Annotated in this window: 19 protein-coding genes and 2 pseudogenes; 18 read left to right on the top strand and 3 right to left on the bottom strand. The window is 29.9% G+C overall.

What is annotated here, in order from left to right; translation table 11 throughout:
• Positions 1–135 precede the first annotated feature (135 nt).
• The 4 genes from Q0662_RS09835 to acs are packed head-to-tail and all read left to right on the top strand — an operon-like array spanning position 136 to position 5,342.
• Positions 136–2,820: a sensor histidine kinase gene (locus tag Q0662_RS09835; protein WP_298949247.1), complete on the top strand. Its 2,685-nt coding sequence runs from the start codon at positions 136–138 to the stop codon at positions 2,818–2,820.
• 2 nt (positions 2,821–2,822) lie between these two features.
• Positions 2,823–3,185 carry a response regulator gene (locus Q0662_RS09830; protein WP_298949245.1) on the top strand — a complete coding sequence of 121 codons (363 nt, stop codon included), beginning with the start codon at positions 2,823–2,825 and terminating at the stop codon, positions 3,183–3,185.
• A gap of 5 nt (positions 3,186–3,190) precedes the next feature.
• Positions 3,191–3,418 carry a hypothetical protein gene (locus Q0662_RS09825; protein ID WP_298949243.1) on the top strand — a complete coding sequence of 76 codons (228 nt, stop codon included), beginning with the start codon at positions 3,191–3,193 and terminating at the stop codon, positions 3,416–3,418.
• A 16-nt stretch (positions 3,419–3,434) separates the two neighbouring features.
• Positions 3,435–5,342, top strand: coding sequence for an acetate--CoA ligase (acs, locus tag Q0662_RS09820; protein ID WP_298949241.1), 1,908 nt, complete (start codon positions 3,435–3,437; stop codon positions 5,340–5,342).
• 50 nt (positions 5,343–5,392) lie between these two features.
• On the opposite strand, the gene Q0662_RS09815 is transcribed toward acs, so the two are convergent.
• Both Q0662_RS09815 and Q0662_RS09810 read right to left on the bottom strand, forming a co-directional pair.
• Positions 5,393–5,938, bottom strand: a complete 546-nt coding sequence (locus tag Q0662_RS09815) for an NUDIX domain-containing protein (protein ID WP_298949239.1) — start codon at positions 5,936–5,938, stop codon at positions 5,393–5,395.
• A gap of 70 nt (positions 5,939–6,008) precedes the next feature.
• Complete coding sequence (locus Q0662_RS09810) at positions 6,009–7,097, bottom strand: M42 family metallopeptidase (protein WP_298949237.1); 1,089 nt, start codon at positions 7,095–7,097, stop codon at positions 6,009–6,011.
• 314 nt (positions 7,098–7,411) lie between these two features.
• Here Q0662_RS09810 and Q0662_RS09805 point away from each other — a divergent pair, with 314 nt between their 5' ends.
• From Q0662_RS09805 to tnpA, 14 genes and pseudogenes are all read left to right on the top strand, one after another.
• Positions 7,412–8,299 carry an ABC transporter ATP-binding protein gene (locus Q0662_RS09805; RefSeq protein ID WP_298949235.1) on the top strand — a complete coding sequence of 296 codons (888 nt, stop codon included), beginning with the start codon at positions 7,412–7,414 and terminating at the stop codon, positions 8,297–8,299.
• Positions 8,300–8,342: 43 nt separating this feature from the next.
• Positions 8,343–12,005, top strand: coding sequence for a M1 family aminopeptidase (locus Q0662_RS09800; protein WP_298949233.1), 3,663 nt, complete (start codon positions 8,343–8,345; stop codon positions 12,003–12,005).
• Between the two features lie 170 nt (positions 12,006–12,175).
• A complete protein-coding gene (locus Q0662_RS09795) occupies positions 12,176–13,267 on the top strand; it encodes an esterase-like activity of phytase family protein (protein ID WP_298949231.1) in 1,092 nt (363 codons plus the stop codon).
• A 35-nt stretch (positions 13,268–13,302) separates the two neighbouring features.
• Positions 13,303–13,818: a hypothetical protein gene (locus Q0662_RS09790; protein ID WP_298949229.1), complete on the top strand. Its 516-nt coding sequence runs from the start codon at positions 13,303–13,305 to the stop codon at positions 13,816–13,818.
• Positions 13,819–13,923: 105 nt separating this feature from the next.
• Positions 13,924–14,799, top strand: a complete 876-nt coding sequence (gene dapA, locus Q0662_RS09785; RefSeq protein WP_298949227.1) for a 4-hydroxy-tetrahydrodipicolinate synthase — start codon at positions 13,924–13,926, stop codon at positions 14,797–14,799.
• A gap of 209 nt (positions 14,800–15,008) precedes the next feature.
• Positions 15,009–15,878, top strand: a complete 870-nt coding sequence (locus Q0662_RS09780) for an outer membrane protein assembly factor BamD (protein ID WP_298949225.1) — start codon at positions 15,009–15,011, stop codon at positions 15,876–15,878.
• A 4-nt stretch (positions 15,879–15,882) separates the two neighbouring features.
• On the top strand, positions 15,883–16,203 hold the full coding sequence (locus Q0662_RS09775) for a DNA-directed RNA polymerase subunit omega (protein ID WP_298949223.1): 321 nt from the start codon (positions 15,883–15,885) through the stop codon (positions 16,201–16,203).
• On the top strand, positions 16,203–17,414 hold the full coding sequence (gene coaBC, locus Q0662_RS09770; RefSeq protein WP_298949222.1) for a bifunctional phosphopantothenoylcysteine decarboxylase/phosphopantothenate--cysteine ligase CoaBC: 1,212 nt from the start codon (positions 16,203–16,205) through the stop codon (positions 17,412–17,414). Before Q0662_RS09775 ends, coaBC begins: the two co-directional genes overlap by 1 nt.
• Positions 17,415–17,492: 78 nt before the next feature.
• Complete coding sequence (locus Q0662_RS09765; RefSeq protein ID WP_298949220.1) at positions 17,493–18,383, top strand: DUF4835 family protein; 891 nt, start codon at positions 17,493–17,495, stop codon at positions 18,381–18,383.
• 71 nt (positions 18,384–18,454) lie between these two features.
• Positions 18,455–20,107: a DNA repair protein RecN gene (gene recN / locus Q0662_RS09760; RefSeq protein WP_298949219.1), complete on the top strand. Its 1,653-nt coding sequence runs from the start codon at positions 18,455–18,457 to the stop codon at positions 20,105–20,107.
• 111 nt (positions 20,108–20,218) lie between these two features.
• Positions 20,219–21,025 (top strand): SDR family oxidoreductase, encoded by an 807-nt coding sequence (locus tag Q0662_RS09755; RefSeq protein WP_298949218.1) that lies wholly within the window; start codon positions 20,219–20,221, stop codon positions 21,023–21,025.
• A 175-nt stretch (positions 21,026–21,200) separates the two neighbouring features.
• A complete protein-coding gene (locus tag Q0662_RS09750) occupies positions 21,201–22,157 on the top strand; it encodes a glycosyltransferase (RefSeq protein WP_298949217.1) in 957 nt (318 codons plus the stop codon).
• 115 nt (positions 22,158–22,272) lie between these two features.
• Positions 22,273–22,827 (top strand): annotated as a pseudogene (locus tag Q0662_RS09745) (glycoside hydrolase family 92 protein); the annotation flags it as partial.
• A gap of 87 nt (positions 22,828–22,914) precedes the next feature.
• Positions 22,915–23,345: pseudogene (tnpA, locus tag Q0662_RS09740) on the top strand (IS200/IS605 family transposase).
• Between the two features lie 69 nt (positions 23,346–23,414).
• On the opposite strand, the gene Q0662_RS09735 reads toward tnpA, so the two are convergent.
• Complete coding sequence (locus tag Q0662_RS09735) at positions 23,415–23,594, bottom strand: hypothetical protein (protein WP_298949216.1); 180 nt, start codon at positions 23,592–23,594, stop codon at positions 23,415–23,417.
• Positions 23,595–23,613 lie beyond the last annotated feature (19 nt).

Here is a 23,613-nt window from a genome sequence, read left to right as displayed (position 1 = left end):
TTGTTTTAAATATTCCTTTTTTGTTAGTATTTAATAGTGCTAATACTGTTTTTGGGGTTCCTGTTTTTTATTTTTCAATATTTATAATTTGTTTACTATCGGTTTTAATATCTTATTATATCTTAAAGCGTTTTTATGAGTAATTGGTTGCTAACCTTAATAATACTTTTTTATTTAGGGTTGCTTTTTTATGTAGCCTATTTTGTAGAAAAAAAAACCAAGAATAAGTGGTTAAATAGCCCATTTATTTACGCTTTGTCTTTTGCTGTATATTGCTCTGCATGGACTTATTATGGTAGTATTGGCGTTGCTGCCAATAAAGGGGTAAATTTCTTAACCATTTATTTAGGACCAATCATCGCAGCACCCTTATGGATTATTGTTTTAAGAAAAGTAGTTCGTATTTCTAAGCAACATAAAATATCATCGTTAGCAGACTTTATCTCATTACGTTATGGTAAAAACAGGTTTTTAGGAGCTTTAGTCACTTTAATTTGTCTTGCTGGTATTTTACCCTATTTGTCACTGCAATTAAAAGCAATTTCAGAAACTTTTAAAATAATGACAACTAAAAGCAATTATGAATCAGGTTCAATTTTTGATGATTCTACATTTTATATCGCTTTAATTTTAGCCGTTTTTGCTGCATTTTTTGGAACACAAACTACAGATGCATCTCAAAAACACAGAGGAATTATTGTTTCAATTGCTTTAGAATCTGTATTAAAATTAGTCTTTTTTCTAATTATAGGTATTTATGTTACATATTATTTATTTGATGGAATGTCAGATATTATCACTCAATTTTCTACAACTAAAAATTTTAATAGGGTTGTTACTCTAGGAGGTTTAGAAGAAGGGTTTAATTGGTTTTTTACCATTATGTTGTCCTTTATAGCTATTTTTTTATTACCAAGACAATTTCAAGTTTCTGTTTTAGAAATTAACAAAGAAAGGCATATTAAAACAGCTATTTGGGTATTCCCACTGTATCTTTTATTATTTAATATTTTTGTTGTTTTTATAGCTTATGCAGGTAAAATTAATTTAGGAGATACTGTAAATGCCGAGTATTTCTCTCTACTACTTCCATTAAGTCAAGGGCATACATTTTTGGCAACCTTGGTTTTTTTTGGTGGTTTATCTGCAGTGATTTCTATGGTGATTATTTCATCATTGGCATTATCTATTATGATAAGTAATAACCTTATAATTCCTTATGGGTTTTTATCAAAATTTAGTAAAAGTAAATCTGATGAAAATAATAGGTTCATTAAAAATATTAGAAGATTCGCTATTTTCTTTATTATTATTGTAGCTTATGCTTTTTATTACAATTTTTCTGTTCAACTTTCTTTGTACTCTATAGGTTTAACAGCTTTTGTTGTTATTGCACAATTGGCTCCATCATTTTTTATCGGTTTATTCTGGAATAGAGGGGCCTCAAAAGGTGCAATTATTGGTATTATTGGTGGGTTTTTAGTTGCTTTTTATACATTATTATTGCCATTTACTATAGAGGCAATTACTGGTGATACAAGCTTTGTAGAAAATGGGTTATTTTCTATAAACCTTTTAAAACCTCATGCTTTATTTGGAATTGATTTTTTATCACCAGCTGCACACGCCTTTTTTTGGAGTTTTAGTGTAAACATATTTTTGTATATCTATTTTTCTTTAAATACAGTTGGTAATTATAGAGAGCGAAATTATGCTGAAATGTTTGTGGATAGTAAAAACTTTTCAGAGTTACAAGATGGTGCTTATGTGTGGAAAGGTGAAGCTTATGTAGACGATATAAGAGACGTTTTAAATCGTTTTTTAGGAATAAATAAAACAGAAAAAGCGCTTAGAATCTTTTTTAAAAAATATAAAATACCCGAAAACACAAAACTTGCAGATGCAAGGCTTATTAATTTTTCAGAACAATTATTAACAGGTACTATTGGTTCTGCATCAGCAAAAATGTTAATTTCTAATGTAGTAAAAGAAGAAGAATTAAGCTTGTTAGAAGTGCTTAAAGTGTTAGAAGAATCTAAAGAGGCTATTGCACAAAGTAAAATGTTAGAAGAAAAATCTAAAGAACTTTCAACATTAGCAAGGCAACTAAAAAATGCAAATAAAGAATTAATTGAAAATGATTTGCAAAAAGATGAATTTTTAGACACAGTAGCACATGAGCTTAAAACACCATTAACGGGTATTAGAGCATCAACAGAATTGTTGTTAGATGATGTAGAAATGCCATCAGAAATGAAAGATAAGTTTTTAAACAATATGCTTCAAGACTCTGAACGGTTATCAAGATTGATTAATAATATTCTTGATTTCGAAAAGCTGGCTACAAATCGTCAAGAGTTAAATTTTAAAGTTAATGATATAAGCAAGACAATAGCAAAAACTGTAAAGGCGTTACAGACCAATGCAAATAAAAAAAGGATTACGATTAAGCAATTAAATAATTATATTTTTAAATTAAAATATGATGAAGATAGAATAGTACAAGTACTTGTCAACCTTATTTCTAACGCTATTAAGTTTTGTCCAGAGGAAACAGGAGAAATAAAAATTGATTATCGATTAGGGAATGATAATATCGAAATTTCTGTTTCTGATAACGGAAAAGGAATTCCAAAAGAAGATCAAGATTTTATTTTTAATAAATTTTATCAGTCAAAAAACCAAAACATTATAAAACCAGAAGGTACAGGTTTAGGACTAGCGATTAGCAAAAGAATTATTGAAAAACATAACGGTAAAATATGGTTGCACAAAACCAGTGAAAATGGTACAGAAATTAAAGTAAAACTGCCTATATAAAGATGAAAAAGATATTAATTGTAGATGATGAACCCAATATTGTAATGACCTTAGAATATGCGTTTAAAAAAAAGAATTTTCAAGTTTTTATTGCTAGAGATGGTAGTGAAGCATTAGAAATTATAAAAACTGAAATTCCTGATGTAATTCTTTTAGATGTTATGATGCCAAAAGTAGATGGGTATAAAACCATCGAACATATTAAAAAAAATAAACTTTTAAAAGAAACAAAAGTAGTATTTCTATCTGCTAAAAGTAAAACTTCAGACATTCAAAAAGGTTTAGAATTAGGAGCTGATAAATATTTTACAAAACCATTTTCTATTCGAAAAATAGTGTTAGAAGTAAATGAATTAATCAATTAAAAAACATGAAATTATCATTAAATCCATTAACATCAGATATTTTTATTACCATTTATGTGGTAATAACTTTATTTATTCGATTTAAGTTTGAACATAATAATTATGCTGTTAGTCCAGGATTATCTTTAATTTTTGGATTATGTTGTATAGCCGTTTTATGGTCATTAATTAAATTGAAAATTTTAAATCCAAATTGGTTTGGATTATTTAAAACATCAAAAAAAAATCAATAACTAAAAATTAAATAATATGAGTAATTATCATATAAAAAACTTTCCAGAATATTATCACGTTTACAGAAACTCAGTTAGAGAACCAGAAACGTTTTGGGAAGAAATAGCAGAAGAACACTTTGTATGGAGAAAAAAGTGGGATAAAGTATTAGAATGGGATTTTAGCAAACCAGAAATAAAATGGTTTGAAGGTGCTCAATTAAATATTACAGAAAACTGTATAGATAGGCATTTAGCTACAAGAGGAGATAAAACAGCTATTCTTTTTGAACCTAACAATCCAGAGGAAGAGGCGCAGCATATTACCTATAATCAACTTTCAGAAAAAGTAAATCAGTTTGCAAACGTTTTAAAAGAAAATGGTATCAAAAAAGGTGATAGAGTTTGTATTTATGTACCTATGATACCCGAATTGGCCATTGCAACTCTAGCTTGTGCAAGAATTGGAGCCATACATTCTGTAGTTTTTGCAGGTTTTTCTGCAACAGCTTTATCTACAAGAATTAACGATGCAGACTGTAAAATGGTTATCACATCAGATGGTTCTTACAGAGGGTCTAAAACCATCGATTTAAAAGGTATTGTAGATGAGGCATTAGAATCTTGTGCTTCTGTAAAAACTGTTTTGGTGGCTAAAAGAATCAATTCAGATATCAACATGAAAGTAGGACGTGACAAATGGTTACAACCATTATTAGACAAGGCTTCTACAGTTTGTAAAGCAGAGGTTATGGAAGCAGAAGATCCCTTGTTTATTTTATATACCTCAGGTTCAACTGGTTCTCCAAAAGGAATGGTGCATACTACAGCTGGCTATATGATATATACAGCTTATACCTTTAAAAATGCATTTCAATATAGAGAAAATGATGTTTATTGGTGTACAGCAGATATTGGTTGGATTACTGGGCATTCTTACATTGTGTATGGTCCTTTAGCAAATGGAGCAACTACAGTGCTATTTGAAGGAGTACCAAGTTATCCAGATTTTGGTCGTTTTTGGGAAATTGTACAAAAGCACAAAGTCAATCAATTTTATACAGCACCTACAGCTATTAGGGCCTTGGCCAAACACGGTACAGAGTTGGTAGATAAATATGATTTATCTTCTTTAAAAGTACTAGGTTCTGTTGGAGAGCCAATCAATGAAGAAGCTTGGCACTGGTATAATGATACCATTGGAAAAAAGAAAAGTCCAATTATAGATACTTGGTGGCAAACAGAAACAGGAGGAATGATGATTACGCCAATTCCGTTTGTAACCCCAACAAAACCAACCTATGCAACATTACCATTTATTGGAATTCAACCTTGTTTGATGGATGAAAATGGACAAGAATTAAAAGGAAATCAAGTAGAAGGTCGATTGTGTATTAAATATCCTTGGCCAAGTATGGCAAGAACCATTTGGGGAAACCATCAACGTTATAAAGAAACCTATTTTTCTGCTTATGAAAACACCTATTTTACGGGTGATGGTGCTTTACGTGATGAAGTTGGTTATTACAGAATTACGGGTAGAGTAGATGATGTAATTATTGTTTCTGGTCATAATTTAGGAACTGCACCTATTGAAGACGCCATTAATGAACATCCAGCTGTGGCTGAATCTGCAATTGTTGGTTTTCCTCATGATATAAAAGGAAGTGCTTTATATGGTTATATTACTTTAAAAGATTTAGGAGAAAGTAGAGATCATACTAATTTAAGTAAAGAAATCAATCAATTAATTTCAGATAAAATTGGACCTATTGCCAAATTGGATAAAATTCAATTTACAGAAGGGTTGCCAAAAACCCGTTCAGGTAAAATTATGAGACGTATTTTACGTAAAATAGCTTCCAGTGAAATGGATAATTTAGGGGATACAAGTACCTTATTAAATCCAGAAGTGGTTCAAAACATTATTGATAATAGACTGTAAGAACTAGAATTAAATTACTCTATTAAAAGGAAGTCGAAATTTTTTTTGAGTTATTTTGTTAGTTGCGTAATAATTTTTTTATAAACAGTTACATAATACTCATGAAACCTTGGAAGCAATACGTTTTCAAGGTTTTTTGTTTTTTTTAAAACAGCTAAATCAAAAAGTTGAATGCCATCAACTTCTTCTACTTGCATTTTTAAGTTGGCAATAGGTTCTTTTAATTCAGCAATAAATACATGATGATGCTCATTATCTTGAATTCCGTTTGCATGTGTTACTTGATGAATTCTTGTGCCGATTTTAATCAACTCATTAGCATTTAAAACCAAACCAATTTCTTCAAAAACCTCTCTTTTAGCAGCAGATAAAATAGTTTCTCCAGCAGCAATATGGCCTGCAACAGAAATATCCCACAAACCAGGAAACACTTTTTTGGTTAAAGCTCTTTTTTGGAGTAGTATTTTTTCATCTTTAGTAAACAACCAAATATGCACAGTGGCATGAAACCAACCACTTTTATGAGCTTCAGATTTTAAAGCTCTTTTTCCTGTGGATTTTCCTTCTGGAGTTAAAATGTCTATAAGTTCATCCATAGTGATAAATTAAAAATTATGAATTACGAATTTTTAAATTCGTAATTCATAATTTCAAATTCGTAATTATTTATTTAAAATAAGAAAACGTTTCTCCGTCTTTAATATTTAGCAAAGTTTCGTAAATCATTTTAATTACATTTTCTACATCATCTCTATGTACCATTTCTACTGTCGTGTGCATGTATCTTAAAGGTAAAGAAATTAAAGCAGAAGCTACACCACCATTGCTGTAAGCAAAAGCATCTGTATCTGTACCAGTTGCTCTAGATAATGCAGACCGTTGAAAAGGAATATTTTTACCTTCTGCAGTTTCTGTAATTAAATCGCGTAATTTTTGCTGAACAGCTGGGGCGTAAGCTACAACAGGTCCTTTACCAATTTCTAAATGACCAGCTTTCTTTTTGTTAATCATTGGTGTTGTTGTGTCGTGAGTTACATCTGTAACAATAGCCACATTTGGTTTAATGGTTTGGGTAATCATTTCTGCACCTCTTAAACCAATTTCTTCTTGTACAGAGTTGGTTATGTACAAGCCAAAAGGCAATTTCTTTTTGTTTTCTTTTAACAAACGCGCTACTTCTGCAATCATAAAACCACCCATTCTGTTGTCTAAAGCTCTACAAACAAATTTGTCTCCATTTAAAATATGAAATTCATCGGGATAGGTAATTACGCAACCTACATAAACGCCTAAAGCTTCTACTTCTTCTTTTGTTGCACAACCACAATCTATAAAAATATTGTCTGGTTTTGGTGCTTCTTCATTAGATTTGTCTCTAGTATGTATTGCTGGCCAACCAAAAACACCTTTTACAATACCGTTTTTTGTATGAATATTTACTACTTTACTAGGTGCAATTTGATGATCTGAACCCCCATTTCTGGTTACGTAAATTAAGCCATTTTCTGAAATGTAATTTACATACCATGAAATTTCATCTGCATGCCCTTCTATAACTACTTTGTATTTTGCATCTGGATTGATAACTCCAACTGCAGATCCATAAGTGTCTGTAATAAAATTATCTACATAAGGTTTTAAATAGTTCATCCAAATTTTTTGGCCTTCCCATTCGTAACCAGTCGGTGCTGGATTGTTTAAGTATTTTTCTAAAAATGAAAGAGATTTTTTATTTAAAATCGTTTTTTTTGCCATTATATAAAATTTATAATTGTTGATTTTTCTTAGTTTTAGGTAAAAATAAAACGATTTTTTTACTAATCTTCATATTTGTTCTAAAATATTGTAACAAATCCCTTTAAAGGGATACTTATTTAATTAAGGTAATCCTTCAGTTTTTTAAAATTATCAGTAGCAACTTACATGATAAAAAAACAATGTTTTAATAAATAAAAAGGTGTAACTATAGCTTTTGATATCAATAATACCTTACTATTACAGATAGTTTTTTAATATGTATGCAAATAAAACCACTATTCTATAAAAAAGAACTAAAATAAACTCAAAGTATGAAATTAGTAATTAATAATTTAACCAAAACATATAAAAATGGCGTAAAAGCAATAGATAATTTAAGTATAGAAATAGGTACAGGTATGTTTGGTTTATTAGGACCAAATGGTGCTGGTAAATCTTCTTTAATGCGAACCATTGCAACTTTACAAAGTCCAGATTCTGGTACCATTACTTTTGGAGACATTGATGTTCTAGAAGACAATATGTCTTTAAGAAAAGTGTTGGGTTATTTGCCACAATCTTTTGGAGTATATCCAAAAATGTCTGCAGAAGATTTGTTAGATTACTTTGCTACTTTAAAAGGAATTGCGAATAAAACAGAAAGAAAAGCCATCGTAAAAGAAGTGCTAGAAATTACCAATTTATATGATGTAAGACACAAATATGTAGCTGGTTATTCTGGTGGAATGAAACAGCGTTTTGGAATTGCACAATTATTGTTAAACAACCCCAAATTAATTATTGTAGATGAACCAACTGCAGGTTTAGATCCTGCTGAAAGACATCGTTTTTTAAATGTTTTAAGAGAAGTTGGTACCAATTGTACCGTTATTTTTTCTACTCATATTGTAGAAGATGTAAAGGAATTGTGTAATGAAATGGCAATTTTAAACGGAGGCAAAATTTTAAAACATATTACACCACAAGAGGCTACCAAAGAATTAGAAGGTAAAATTTGGACAAAGATTATAGATAGAGAAGATTTAGAAGTTGTAGAAAGTAATTTTAATATTTTGTCTTCTAATTATAATCAAGATAATAGTTTAAATATTAGAGTGCATGCTTTAGAAAAACCATCAGAAGAGTTTGTAGAAACAAAACCACAGTTAGATGATGTTTATTTTATCGCTTTAAAAAAAGAGGAACCAGAACTAGTTTAAGATTCAAACATTTTTTAAACTTTATTCTTCAAATTTAATAACTATGTTCTCAACAATATTTAAACAAGAATTAAAATACTGGTTTAACAAGCCTGCTTTTTATATTTATGCTGCAATATTTTTCCTTTTAGCCTTCTTTTTGTCATCAGCATCTGCGGGTATTTGGGATAATGTTACTTTAACAACAGGTTCTTCTAGAATTGTAAACTCACCAATTGGTGTAACAGGTATATTAAATACATTAACTATTTTTATTTTCTTTTTATTTCCTTCTATTATAGGGGTTTCTATTTATAGAGATTTTAAAAGTGAAATGCATACCATTTTATATTCATATCCATTTACCAAAGCCAATTATTTATTCGCAAAGTTTTTTAGTGCTATTTTAGTGGTTTCTGTTATTGTAATTGGAATCGCCATTGGTATGGTAATAGGTTTTCGATTTCCAGGAACCAATCCAGAAATTATAACCGACTTTAATGCACTTACGTATTTAAAAACCTACTTTGTTTTTATTTTACCAAACGTATTATTTTTTGGAGCAGTGGTTTTTGCGATTGTTACTTTTTCTAGAAACATCGCTGCTGGTTTTATAACAATAATTATTTTGTTTTTTGCACAAGGGGTTGTAGAGAGTATTTTTTCGGAACCAGATCAAGCTAGATTATTAGCAATTTTAGATCCTTTTGGAGCGGCAGCTTCTGCTTATTACACAAAATATTGGACAGTTTCTGAGCAAAATCAAATGCAGATCCCAATTAAAGAGTATATTATTTACAATAGATTACTATGGTTATCCATTTCGTCTTTAATTTTTGGCTTGGTATATAAATACTTTACTTTCAGTCAAAATGCAATTTCAATTGCATTTAAAAAAGCAAAATCGAGTAGAGTTATTAAATCTAATTTTGGAGGTATTACAAAAATAAACCTACCAAAAGTTGTTTATAAACACACTTTTAGACAGCATTTAAAAACCATGTGGAAACTGTCAAACCTAGACTTTAAATATATTTTTAAAAATTTACCATTTATATGTATTTTAATTGTGGGTGTACTTTTATTAATTGGAACCTTATTTACTGTTGGTCAAATTTTTGGGACTCAAACACTACCTTTAACATGGCAAATGTTACAAGGAGGAAGTATTTTTAGTGCATTAATTATCAATTTGTGTACATTTTTATATGCAGGAATGTTGGTTCAAAGAGAAAGAACGGCAAGAATTGCACACTTGGTAGATAGTACACCAATACCTAATTGGACCCTACTTTTCTCTAAATTTATAGCCATTGTAAAAATGCAAATTGTATTGCTGGCGGTAATTTTAGTTGCAGGGGTATTATTTCAAACTTATAAAGGTTTTTACAATTTCGAAATTGGGCATTATTTACAAGAACTGTATGGTTTAAAATTATTAAATTATTTAGTGTGGGCATTTTTAGCAATTTTTATTCAAACATTGTTTAAAAACCAATATTTAGGTTTTTTTGTTTTATTGATTTTAACTATCGTAATTCCACTAACAAGTTTAATTGGTATTGAGTTAGCTGTATTTAAATATAATGAAGGCCCAGGGTATAGCTACTCAGATATGAATGGTTATGGTGCTGCATTAGGCCCTTATTTATGGTATAAATTATATTGGGTTTTAGGTGGGATTTTACTCTTAATTTTAAGTATTCTTTTTTGGTATAGAGGTTTACCAAGCTCTTTTTCTGAGAGATTATCTATCGCAAAAAAACGTTTTACAAAACCGTATTTAGTTATTTTTTTAATACTTTTTATTGCATTTATTTCTTTAGGATTTACTATTTATCAAGCAACAAAAGCCAAAACAGACCAAAAAAATACAGCTGCAAAACAAGCTGAATTAAATGCTGTAAAGTGGGAGAAAACTTATAAAAAATATGAGCATTATAAACAGCCTAGAATTGTGGCTGTAAATGCAAAAATGAATATTTTTCCAAAGAAAAGAACCTATAATGCTGCTGCAGTTTTTACAATGGTAAACAAAACCAACAAAGCTATAGATAGTGTTTTATTGAATCATAATTCTCTAGAAAGTACTTTCGAATTTAATAAATCTAATAAATTGGTGTTAGAAGATACTGTTTTTCATTTCGATATTTATCAACTAGATAAAAAGTTGATGCCAGGAGATAGTTTGCAGCTAACTGTAACTGTTAAAAGTAAAGAAAATACCCAGTTTCAAAGAAAATCTCCAGTAAGAGAAAATGGAACATTTATCAATAATTTTTCTGTTTTTCCCTCTTTAGGATATTCTGCTGGAGGCGAATTAAGAGATAATAAAACAAGAGAAAAGTACAATTTACCACCTAACAATTTGCGTCCTCATCCAACAGATTCTACAGCTTTAGGAGATAACTATATTTCTAAAGATTCAGATTGGATAGATTTTGAAGCAACCGTTTCAACCTCTAAAGATCAAATAGCTATTGCACCTGGGTATTTGCAAAAAGAGTGGGTAGAAGATGATCGTAAATTTTTCCATTATAAAATGGATAGTAAAATTTTGAATTTCTATGCCTTTAATTCAGCAAGATATGAGGTAAAAAAAGACAAATGGAATGATGTGAATTTAGAAATTTATTATCATAAATCACATACCTATAATTTAGAAAGAATGATAAAAGGAATTAAAGCTTCCTTAGATTATAATTCGAAAAACTTTAGTCCTTATCAACACAAACAAGTTAGAATTATAGAGTTTCCAAGAACAGCAGGGAGTTTTGCGCAATCTTTTCCAAATACAATTCCATTTTCAGAAGGTGTTGGTTTTATTGCAGATGTTGATGATGAAAACAAAGATGGTGTAGATTATCCTTTTGCAATTACAGTGCATGAATTAGCACATCAATGGTGGGCACATCAAGTAATTGGTGCAGATGTTTTAGGGGCCACAATGTTATCAGAAAGTATGTCTGAATATGTTTCTTTAAAGGTTTTAGAGCATCAACATGGAAAAAGTAAAATGCGTAACTTTTTAAAAGATGCTTTAGATGGTTATTTACTGCAAAGAACCTTTGAAACAAAAAGAGAAAAACCATTAATATATAATGATGGTCAAGGGTATATACATTACCAAAAAGGCTCTTTAGTTTTGTACGCTTTAAGCGATTATATTGGCGAAAAAACACTAAATAATACTTTAAAAAAATATGTAGAAAAAGTTGCTTTTCAAGAGCCACCATACACAACTTCTATCGAAATGGTAAATTATATAAAAGAAGTTACACCAGATTCTTTACAATATGTAATTAAAGATATGTTTGAAACCATTACCTTGTATAAAAACCGAGTTGTAGATGTAAAATCAACAGCATTACAAAATGGAAAATTCCAAGTAGATATTGAGTTTGAGGTTTCTAAATATAGAAATAACGAAAAAGGAAAACGCTTTTTTAGCGATAATAAAAAAGACTCTTTAAGTTACAAACAGCCAAATGTGGAAAAACCCATCTACTCTTTGCCATTAGCAGATTATATTGATGTTGGTGTTTTTACTGAAGAAGAAATTGACGGAAGAAAAGAAGTGAAAGAAGTGTATTTACAAAAGTGTAAAATAACCCAAATACATAACAAAGTAACTCTTCTTATTGATAAAAAACCTACAGAAGTCGGAGTAGATCCTTACAATAAATTAATAGACACAAAATCTGATGATAATAGAAGGAAGCTTTAAAAAAAATAATTATAAAGTATTAAAAAATTAAAGGTTACATGGTTTTTTATTTATTTTGCGTTAGTCTTTTTGGGATAAAAAAGCGAAAAAAAATATTTATTTTTTAGGGGTTTAAATCACATTTAAAACAAAATACTAATACTTTTCAACAGTAAAAAGATTGTTAAATAATGAAACAAATTAAAAAAATACTAATTTTTAGTATAAGTATATTTTTTTTACTCTCCTGTAAAAAAGATAAAAACCTTTCTTTACAATATTTAGACGAGTATATTTTAAAAGAGTCAGCTTTTTTTAATAATACTTTGATTGGCGGTCTATCAGGGGTAGATTACACAAAAGGTTTTTATTATTTTATTGTTGATGATGGCAATGATCCAAGGTTTTTAAAAGCAAAAATTAATATAGAAAATAATAAAATTACAAATATTAAGTTTTACAATGTTCATCATTTAAAGGATACAATAAGTACTTTTTATAAAAACAATTACTTTGATTTAGAATCTATTTTTGTTGATGAAAATACAAATGAAATCCATTTTGTTAGCGAGGGTAATATCGCATACAACAAACCAACCTTCGTTTTTAAAACAGATAGTTCAGGTAATTTTATAAAAGAATTTCCATTACCAAAAACCTTGTCTCATATACAAAACATGAAACATAATGCTACTTTAGAAGCTTCTTCTAAAAGTGCTAATAGCAAAGGGTTTTGGGTGGCTATGGAAGGTGTCTTAAAATCAGATGGAGTAGATCCTACTTTTACCGAAACAAATTCGCCAATTAGACTAACTTATTTTGATAAACAAACAGGTAAAGCTACTAAGCAATTTGCATATCAACTAGAAAAAATTACAAAGCCTGCTAAAGGAGATGTAAATTTAAACGGAGTTACAGCTATTTTAGAATATGAAGAAAATAAGTTTTTTGTGGTAGAAAGAACCTATCAAAATGGATATGATGTTTACGGAAATATTATTCGTGTTTTTAAGGCAGAAGTTACAGAAAGTACGACCAATTGTATAGCAATAGATTCTTTAAAGAACACAAAATTTATCGCTTTAAAAAAAACATTAATATTTAATTTTGAAAGTATAAAAGATAAGTTAGCTCACGGATTTATAGATAATATAGAAGGAATTACATTTGGGCCAACATTAAAAAATGGGAATAATACCTTACTGTTTGTTTCTGATAATAATTTTCAAAAATATGGCAAACAATTAAACCAGTTTATTTTGCTAGAAATTACAGATAAATAAAATAATTACTACTTTTACGACACTAGAATTTTTTAATGAAATTTACCAAACTCAAATACAATATTCTTCAGAAAAAATTTAATAAGTCTTTATTAAACTCTATAGAAACTAGAAAAATATCACAAAAAAAAATTGTTACTGTTGGTATTATTTCTACAGAAGACATTACATCTAAAATACCAATTTTAGATATTGTAGAAGAGGCTTTAGAACTTAGAAACCTAAAAATATACTCTTACAGAAAGTTTAACAAGCATAACAAATACTCATACAAACATTTTTCTGAATCCGATTTAAATTGGAAAGGAGCTTATATTCAACAGAGTTTTAAAAGCTTTTTAGAACAACCGTTCGATTTGTTAATTGGCTACTTTAACCAACCTAATTTGTATGCAGAAAATGCTGTTTTACAATCTCAAGCAACTTTTAAAGTGGGCTTTTCTAAGGTAAATTCATCTCTTTTTGATATAGAAATTTCAGAAGATATAGCCAATGTGGATCAATTTATATTCGAACTAAAAAAATACCTGCAAATTTTAAAAAAGCTATAAATTTAAACTTTCTATAAAAAGTTGTTTATTCTTTCTATTCCGTTTAAAAACCTAGTTTAAAATCAATCTTAAAATTGTAATTTTGCATTTCTAAATAAGTATATAATGCAAAAATTTATAGGCACAGGTGTTGCTTTAATTACCCCTTTTAAAGATGATTTAAGTGTAGATTTTAATGCACTAGAAAAATTAGTGAATTATAACATAGAAAATGGCACCAACTATTTAGTAATAAATGGTACAACTGCAGAAAGCGCAACCATTTCTAAACAAGAAAGACAACAAATAATTAACGCTATTGTAAAAGTAAACGCTAATAGAGTTCCTTTAGTTTTAGGTATTGGCGGTAATAATACAATGGCTGTTGTAGAAGATATAAAAAATACAGACTTAAGTAATATAGACGGTATATTGTCTGTAGCGCCATATTACAGTAAACCAACACAAGAAGGTTTTTATCAGCATTTTAAAGCCATTGCACAAGCAACACAAAAGCCAATCATTCTATATAATGTACCTGGCAGAACCGCAAAAAATATGGATGCAAGCACAACCATACGTTTGGCAAAAGATTTTAAAAATATAGTTGGTGTAAAAGAAGCAGGTAACAATACACAACAATATTTAGAGCTTTTAAGAGATAAACCAGCAGATTTTTTAATAATTTCTGGTGATGATGATTTGGCTTTAGGAGTTACTTTAGCAGGTGGTTCTGGTGTAATTTCTGTAATTGGGCAAGCGTATCCAAAAGCATTTTCTAATATGATTAACTGCGGATTAGAAGGCAAAAACAAAGAGGGGTACGCAACTCATTTTAAACTGATGGAAATTATCGATTTAATTTTTGCAGAAAACAATCCAGCAGGTATAAAAACCGTTTTACAAGAATTAGGTATTTGTAAAAACACTGTTCGTTTACCATTGGTGTCTGCAAGTAAAGAGTTAGAGAATAAAATAGCGACTTTTGTAGCCCGTTTTTAAATTAGATATCAAATTTAAGATTAACAAACTTTTAATATCTAAATTTACTTTTAATCATATTTTTTATTGATAATTGTAGGGTACAATTTAATTACAGGTAAATCGTTTTTAAATTGTCATAAAATCAAAGAATTACAATTAGAAGTTTAGTTTCTAGTTGCTCAAAATAAATTCTTTTATTATCCATAATTAATTACTAATTTTGCCCGATGCAAAAAATTAAAAATTTAGCGTATTTATTTACACTTAGCCTGATGTTATTCTCTTGTGGAGAGTACCAAAAAGTATTAAATAAAGGTACTGTAGAAGAGCAGTATAAAATGGCTGTAAAATTATACGAAAGCCAAAAATATTCGAAAGCATTGCGTTTATTTGAGAAAATTACCCCATCTTACAGAGGTAAACCTCAAATGGAGCGTGTTTCTTTTATGGTAGCACAATCTAATTTAAACGAAAAAAACTATACAATTGCGGGTTACTATTTTGATCGTTTTGTAAAAAACTATCCGAAAAGTTCTAAAAAAGAAGAAGCAGCATTTTTGACTGCCTACAGTTATAAATTAGCATCACCCAGGTTTAGTATAGACCCTACGGATACCAATAAAGCTTTAGAAGCATTTCAAAGTTTTATAAATAATTATTCAGATTCTGATAAAATAGAAGAAGCTAATAAATATTACAAAGAGATAAGGCAAAAACTAGAAAAAAAGTATTTCGAAATTGCCAAAACATACTACAGAACTGCAGATTACGATTTAAGAAATTACAAAGCAGCAATACAAGCGTTTGACAATTTGTTAGAAGATTATTTAGGTACAAAATACAAAGAAGAAGCTTTATATTACAGACTTAAAGCGGCACATGATTTTGTGCTAAAAAGTACAGACAGAAGAAAGACAGAGCGAGCTAAAGAAGCTGTAGACGCATACGATAAGCTAAAAATTAATTTTCCCAATTCTAAATTTATGGAAGATGCTAACGAAATATTAGCCACTTTAGAAAAAGAGAAAGAAAAAGGAGACGTTTTTTTAAAAAAGCTTGACGAATACAATAAAAAGAACAAAGAAAACATAAAATAGTATTATGGATTATAAAGATACAAATGCAGCATTAAGTACCATTACTTACAACAAAGAAGAAATAGAGGCGCCAACTCAAAATATTTACGAAGCGATTTCTATTATTGCAAAAAGAGCTGAACAAATTAATGGAGACTTAAAGAAAGAATTGGTAGAAAAACTAGACGAATTTGCTACCTATAACGATTCTTTAGAAGAAGTTTTTGAAAACAAAGAACAAATAGAGGTATCTAAATTTTACGAAAGATTACCCAAACCAGCAGCAATTGCAGTAGAAGAGTGGTTAAATGATAAAGTTTATCATAGAACTCCTGATGCAGAGTAATGTCTGTTTTAAAAAATAAAAAAATACTTTTAGGTATTACTGCAGGAATTGCAGCATACAAAACGGCTAGTTTAGTTCGTTTATTTATAAAATTAGGCGCAGATGTTAAAGTTATAATGACACCTGCGTCTAAAGATTTTATAACACCTCTTACACTATCTACACTTTCTAAAAATCCTGTAAACTCTTCATTTTACTCTAAAGAAGACGAAAATGAATTGTGGAACAATCACGTAGAATTAGGACTTTGGGCAGATTATATGTTAATTGCACCAGCAACAGCAAACACACTATCTAAAATGACTAATGGAACTTGCGATAATTTATTATTGGCAACCTATTTGTCTGCAAAATGTCCTGTGTATTTTGCACCAGCTATGGATTTGGATATGTATATCCATCCATCAACAAAGAAAAATTTAGATACTTTACAAAGCTTTGGTCATATTTTAATACCTGCAACTTCTGGTGAATTGGCAAGCGGTTTGGTAGGTGAAGGTAGAATGGCAGAACCTGAAGATATTGTATCATTTATAGAAAAAGATATTGTTTCTAAATTGCCTTTAAAAGGAAAAAAAATATTGCTAACAGCAGGTCCAACATACGAAGCTATTGATCCTGTTCGTTTTATTGGCAATCATTCTTCGGGTAAAATGGGATTTGCAATTGCAGAAGCAGCTGCAAATTTAGGAGCAGAAGTTTTTTTAATTTCGGGCCCAAGCAACCAACAAACAAAACATTCTTTTGTACATAGAATTAATGTGGTTTCTGCTGAACAAATGTACATAGAAGCACATAAATATTTTGATCAAGTAGATATTGCTATTCTTTCTGCAGCTGTGGCAGATTATAAACCAAAAAATGTTGTCAATCAGAAAATAAAAAAGTCTTCAGCAACGTTAGAGATTCAGTTAACACCTACAAAAGATATTTTAGCATCTTTAGGAGCTGTTAAAAAAGAGCAATTTTTAGTAGGTTTTGCATTAGAAAGCAATAACGAACTAGAAAATGCAAAAACTAAATTAGAAAGAAAAAATTTAGATGCTATTGTACTAAATTCTTTACAAGATAAAGGTGCAGGTTTTGCAACTGATACCAATAAAATTACTATTATTGATAAAAATTTTAACGAGAAATCGTTTACATTAAAATCTAAAGTAGAAGTTGCTAAAGATATAATGAATGAAATTGTAAATAAATTACAAAAATAAATTGTCTGTTAAAGCTGTTGTAGCTAGTCTTTAGATAGTTAATCAACACAATTAAATAGACAAAGCTAATTTTATAAAATGCGTAAACTCTTATTTTTTTTTATTTTTTTGTCCGCTAGTTTGTATGTAACCTCACAAGAGCTAAATGCTTTGGTTACTGTAAATTACAATCAGGTACAAGGGTCTAATACCCAAGTTTTTAAAACATTACAAACTTCGTTAACAGAATTTGTAAACCAAACAAAATGGACTAACAAAACGGTACAGCCAGAAGAGCGAATAGATTGCGCATTTACCATTATAATAACTTCTAGAAACAATAACAATTTTACAGCTACCTTGCAGGTACAATCTACAAGACCCATTTTTAATTCAACATATGCGTCGCCTATTTTAAATATTAAAGACAACGAATTTAATTTTCGTTACAACGAGTTTGATCCTTTAATTTATAATAGAAATACTTTTGATAGCAACCTAATCTCTACCATTGTTTTTTATGTACAAGTAATTTTAGGCTTAGATGCAGATACTTTTGCACTTTATGGAGGAGAAAACGAATTAAAAGAAGCGCAAAATGTAATGTTACAGGCGCAACAAAGTGGACTTACCTCTTGGCAAAATGTGGTTGGAAAACAAAATCGTTTTTTATTAATAGACAATTTAATGGCGCCAAAATTAAAAGTGTTTAGAAATACTTTATACAATTATCATAGAAAAGGTTTCGATAATCTGGTAACATCCAAAGTATCGTCTCAACAAAGTATAGAAGACAGTGTAATTGCATTAGAAGGCATTTTTAATAAAACAGTGGGTAATTATCTAATTAGAGTGTTCTTTGATGCAAAAGCAGATGAAATTGTTAATCTATACTCAGAGGAAACTCAAACCAGAAAAAAACAACGTTTGATACAAACTGTTCGTAGAATTTCTCCCAATAATAATTCTAAGTGGAGAAAAATAGATTAGATAGATATAAAAAAACATTTCTTTAGAATTCACAATTTTTCACTAATTTTATCTCCTAAAAATTAGTCAATTTGCTATCACAACTTTCTATAAATAATTACGCTTTAATCAATCATTTAAGTATTGATTTTTCCAACGGTTTATCTATCATTACTGGAGAAACTGGTGCAGGAAAATCGATTTTATTAGGTGCTTTGGGCTTGGTTTTGGGTAACAGAGCAGATTTATCGTCTCTAAAAGACACTTCTCAAAAATGTATTGTAGAAGCTAAATTGGCAATTACTAATTACAACTTACAAGATTTTTTTGAAGAAGTAGATTTAGATTACGAAGCAGAAACCATTATTAGAAGAGAAATTTTACCTTCAGGAAAATCAAGAGCTTTTGTAAATGATACACCTGTAACCTTATCAGTTTTAAACGAGTTAAGAACAAAATTGATAGATGTGCATTCGCAACATCAAACCATGCAGTTATCAGATACCTCTTTTCAGTTTGCCATTATTGATGCACTTGCACAAAATCAAGGAAAAATTGCCTCTTACAACAGTGGTTTTACACAGCTGAATGTGCTTAAAAAGGAACTAGAAGTATTAGAAAATCAGCAAAAAGAAGCCAACCAACAATTTGATTATAATTTGCATCTGTTTACAGAATTAGAAAAAGCAAATATTAAAAAAGAAGAACAAGACGAGTTAGAGGAAAAATTAGAGAAATTAAATAATATAGAGCACATCAAGCTCAACTTGTCTGAAGCTTTAGAAATTTCTATAAATGAAGAAATTGGCATACAAAATTTACTACACAGTCTAGAAACTAAATTAACTAAAATTGCCCCTTTTTCTAAAGAATACCAAGAGGTATTAGCACGAATAACCTCTGTAAAAATAGAGGTTGATGATATTGTTACAGAATTAGAAAATGCCAACGAAACTGTAGAGTTTCGTCCTAACGAAGCAGAAGAAATTAACGACAGACTGCAAGTGTTATACAATTTGCAAAAAAAACATTATGTAAACTCTAATGAAGAATTGTTAGCAGTATTAGAGCAATTATCAGAAAAAGTAAGACAAGTAGAATCTGCAGAGGAAGAGATAGAAAACAAGAAAAAAGAAATACATGCGGTTGCAGAAAAGTTAGATAATATTGCCCATTTAATCAGTAATGCTAGAAAAAAGGCAATTCCACATTTAACCAAAGAATTACAAAATTTACTGGCAGATTTAGGCATGCAAAATGCACGCTTTTCAATAAAAGTAAAACCCACTATTATTTATTTTTCAAACGGAAAAGACGAATTAGAATTTCTCTTTGCAGCCAACAAAGGTGGTAATTTTGGCGAACTAAAAAAAGTAGCTTCTGGTGGAGAGTTGTCTAGAATAATGCTATCTGTAAAAAAAGTTTTATCAGAAAATACACAATTACCCACCATTATTTTTGATGAGATAGATACAGGTGTTTCTGGAGAAGTTTCTAACAAAATAGCAGCTATTATGCAAAATATGAGTAAAAATATGCAAGTAATTGCCATTACTCACTTACCACAAATTGCAGCCAAAGGAAACAGCCATTATAAAGTGTATAAAGAAGAAGTAAAAGGAGTAACTACTACCAATTTAAAGCAACTAACTACAGAAGAACGTGTTGTAGAAATTGCAGAAATGTTAAGTGGAAAAGATATTTCAGACTCAGCTTTAATCCACGCAAAAGAATTATTAAACTAGAATCAAGAAAAGTATATTAAGAAAAAGGATAGTTGTCAGTTCGAGCGCAGACGAGAACTTAATTGAAAACGATCAAAAAAAAACACTACCTACTAAAAACCAACAACCACAATGTACAATTTAGTAAAAGGAAAAAAAGGAATTATTTTTGGTGCTTTAAACGAGCATTCAATTGCTTGGAAAGTAGCAGAAAGAGCCCATGAAGAAGGCGCCGAATTTGTATTAACAAATGCACCTATTGCTATGAGAATGGGCGAGTTAAATGCATTGGCAGAAAAAACAAACTCGCAAATTATTCCTGCAGACGCAACATCTGTAGAAGATTTAGAAAACCTGGTAGAAAAATCTATGAATATTCTTGGAGGTAAAATCGACTTTGTTTTACACTCGATAGGTATGTCTGTAAACGTAAGAAAAGGCAAACATTACACAGATCCAAAATACGATTTTACCACTAAAGGTTGGGACGTTTCAGCAGTCTCTTTTCATAAAACGATGAATGTTTTGTACAACAAAAAAGCCATGAACAAGTGGGGAAGCATTGTGGCTTTAACTTATATGGCCGCACAACGTGTTTTTCCAGATTATAATGATATGGCAGACAATAAAGCCTATTTAGAAAGCATTGCACGTAGTTTTGGTTATTTTTTTGGGCGCGATCACAAAGTGCGTGTCAACACCATTTCGCAATCGCCAACACCAACTACAGCAGGAACTGGTGTAAAAGGTTTTGATGGTTTTATTGCCTATGCAGAAAAAATGAGTCCTTTAGGCAATGCCACAGCAGCAGATTGTGCAGATTATACCATTTCGTTATTTTCAGATTTAACCAAAAAAGTAACTCTGCAAAACCTATTTCACGATGGAGGTTTTTCTAACATGGGTGTAAGCGATGCAGTTATTAAAAAGTTTGAGTAGAAGCCATTTCCTGCTTTCGCTACTCGCTTTTTTTATTCAAAAAAGAATAAAAAAGAGCTCAAACAAACCGCTCAATCAGGGCTAAACCTGTTTGCTAGTTAATAGCATATTTTAAAGTTGTTTTTTTTTTTAGTAATTAAAACTTTCAACTTTTAAACTTTTAAACTTTTAAATTTTGAAACTTCTTTTCAGCATCATAATACCTGTATATAATCGTCCTAAAGAAATAGACGAGTTGTTAGAAAGTCTTACCCAACAAGATTTTCTAGACAGTTTTCAGGTGCTTGTTATAGAAGATGGTTCATCAATAACATCTAAAGAAATTGTTAAAAAATATACTTCAAAGCTTACTATAAAATATTTTTTTAAAGAAAACAGTGGAGCAGGAGCAAGCCGTAATTTTGGCATGCAAAAAGCCACAGGAAACTATTTTATCATTTTAGACTCAGATGTTATTTTGCCAACTCAATATTTATCTGAAGTAAAAAAAGTGTTAGAAACTAATTTTACAGATGCTTTTGGTGGTCCAGATGCAGCTCATAAAAGTTTTACAGCACTACAAAAAGCCATTAATTATTCTATGACAGCTGTATTAACCACTGGCGGCATTAGGGGTAGAAAACAAGCCGTTGGTAAATTTCAACCTAGAAGTTTTAATTTAGGATTGTCTCAAAAAGCATTCGAAAAAACACAAGGTTTTTCTAAAATGAAAAACGGAGAAGATATCGATTTAACCTTTAGATTATGGCAAAATGGTTTCGAAACACAATTGATAGAAAAAGCATTTGTGTATCATAAACGTAGAAGCACCATACCACAGTTTTTTAAGCAAACATTTGGTTTTGGAACGGCAAGACCTTTCTTAAATAAAAAGTATCCTAAAACTGCTAAAATTACTTATTGGTTTCCAAGTGTGTTTATTTTAGGCTTGGTTTTTAGTGTGTTTTTAGCCTTTTTTGGAGAGCTTACTTTACTAGCATGCTATTATCTGTATTTCTTAGTTTTATTAGTAGATGCAACGCTTAAATACGGGCTTATAGTAGGTTTTTTAAGTGTCTTAACTACTATAACTCAATTTTTTAGTTATGGTTTGGGCTTTTTAAAAAGTCGTTTTTTTAAGGAGGTTTACTAGTTTAGTTTCTTTATTTTATTAGTTTAATTAATGGCACTTTACTAAAAAAAGGAATAAAATAATGGCTAATTTTCATTTTCTGTTATATTTGATATGAATTTAATAATCTATTTTGATGAAACTTAAATTTTTCTCATTTTTTCTTAGTGTATTCGTATTCATTTCTTGCAATTCTAATGAAGAAATTAAAGTTGCCAAAAAAGATAAAAACCTAATTTCTTATGTAAATCCTTTTATTGGAACAGGGGGGCATGGGCATACTTATCCAGGAGCAACAATGCCTTTTGGTATGATCCAGCTCTCTCCAGATACAAGGCTTGATGGTTGGGATGGATGCTCAGGATATCATTATTCTGACAACGAAATTTATGGATTTTCGCATACACATATAAGTGGAACTGGAGTTTCTGATTATGGAGATATTTTGTTAATGCCAACCAATAAACAAGTTTTTAATAATGGAGCTGATGGACATAAAGGCTACAAATCTAAATTTTCTCATAAAAATGAAGTTGCAGAACCTGGGTTTTACAAAGTACATTTAGATGATACCAATATTGATGTTGAATTGACCGTTTCTAAACGAAGTGGTATTCATAAATATCAATTTCCGTCTACTTCATCACAGTATGTTATCCTTGATTTAGAACATAGAGATGAATTACTTGATTATATTATTTATTATCAAGTTAAAGGTTAAAACCCTGCAATTTTATTGCAGTTACTTTAGTTTCTATAAATGTTTTAGTTTTGTAGAATGCCAAACTATCGTAGGAATTCACATTCGATAACCAATTTGATTTGCCATATTGTACGGGCAACAAAATACCGATATGCTGTTTTGCGAGGCGATGTTCAAAATCGATGTCGCGATTTACTAATCCAAATATGTAATTCTGAAAATGTTCATATATTAAAAGGAGTTGTAAGCAAGGATCATGTCCATATGCATGTTGAGTTTCCTCCATCTTTGAGTATAAGTGTTTTGGTAAAGAAGCTGAAAGGTCGCTCATCAAGAATGTTACAGCAGGAATTTCCCAATTTAAATAAACAGTATTGGGGTAGGCATTTTTGGGCTGTTGGTTATGGAGCTTGGAGTACTGGTAAGGTAATGAAATGGTTCAGGAATATCTTGAACATCATAAGGATAAGCCCAATTCAGAAAAAGGCAACTGGATATTAGAGTAATGTTATGAAAGAATTTCATTCTTTTGTTTAAAACTATGGATTTCAAATCCATAGTGGTTTATTCAAAAATTAAAACCCTGTACCAGGAGCTTCTGGGCTTTGAGCCTGAGCTTTCTGTGGACTTAAAATTAAATAAGTTCCTAATGCAGTTAAAGCTGAATATTTTACGTAATTACCCATTTTTTTAATAGCATCTTTACGAGTTATTTCTTGATTTTTATCTTGTGTATTTTCTATATTATTTTTCATAATGTGTCTAAATTTAAAA

The organism is uncultured Polaribacter sp. (assembly GCF_947503855.1).
Lineage (GTDB): Bacteria > Bacteroidota > Bacteroidia > Flavobacteriales > Flavobacteriaceae > Polaribacter.
The sequence above is the reverse complement of the archived record's forward strand: the minus strand, read 5'-3'. Positions and strand labels throughout refer to the sequence as shown.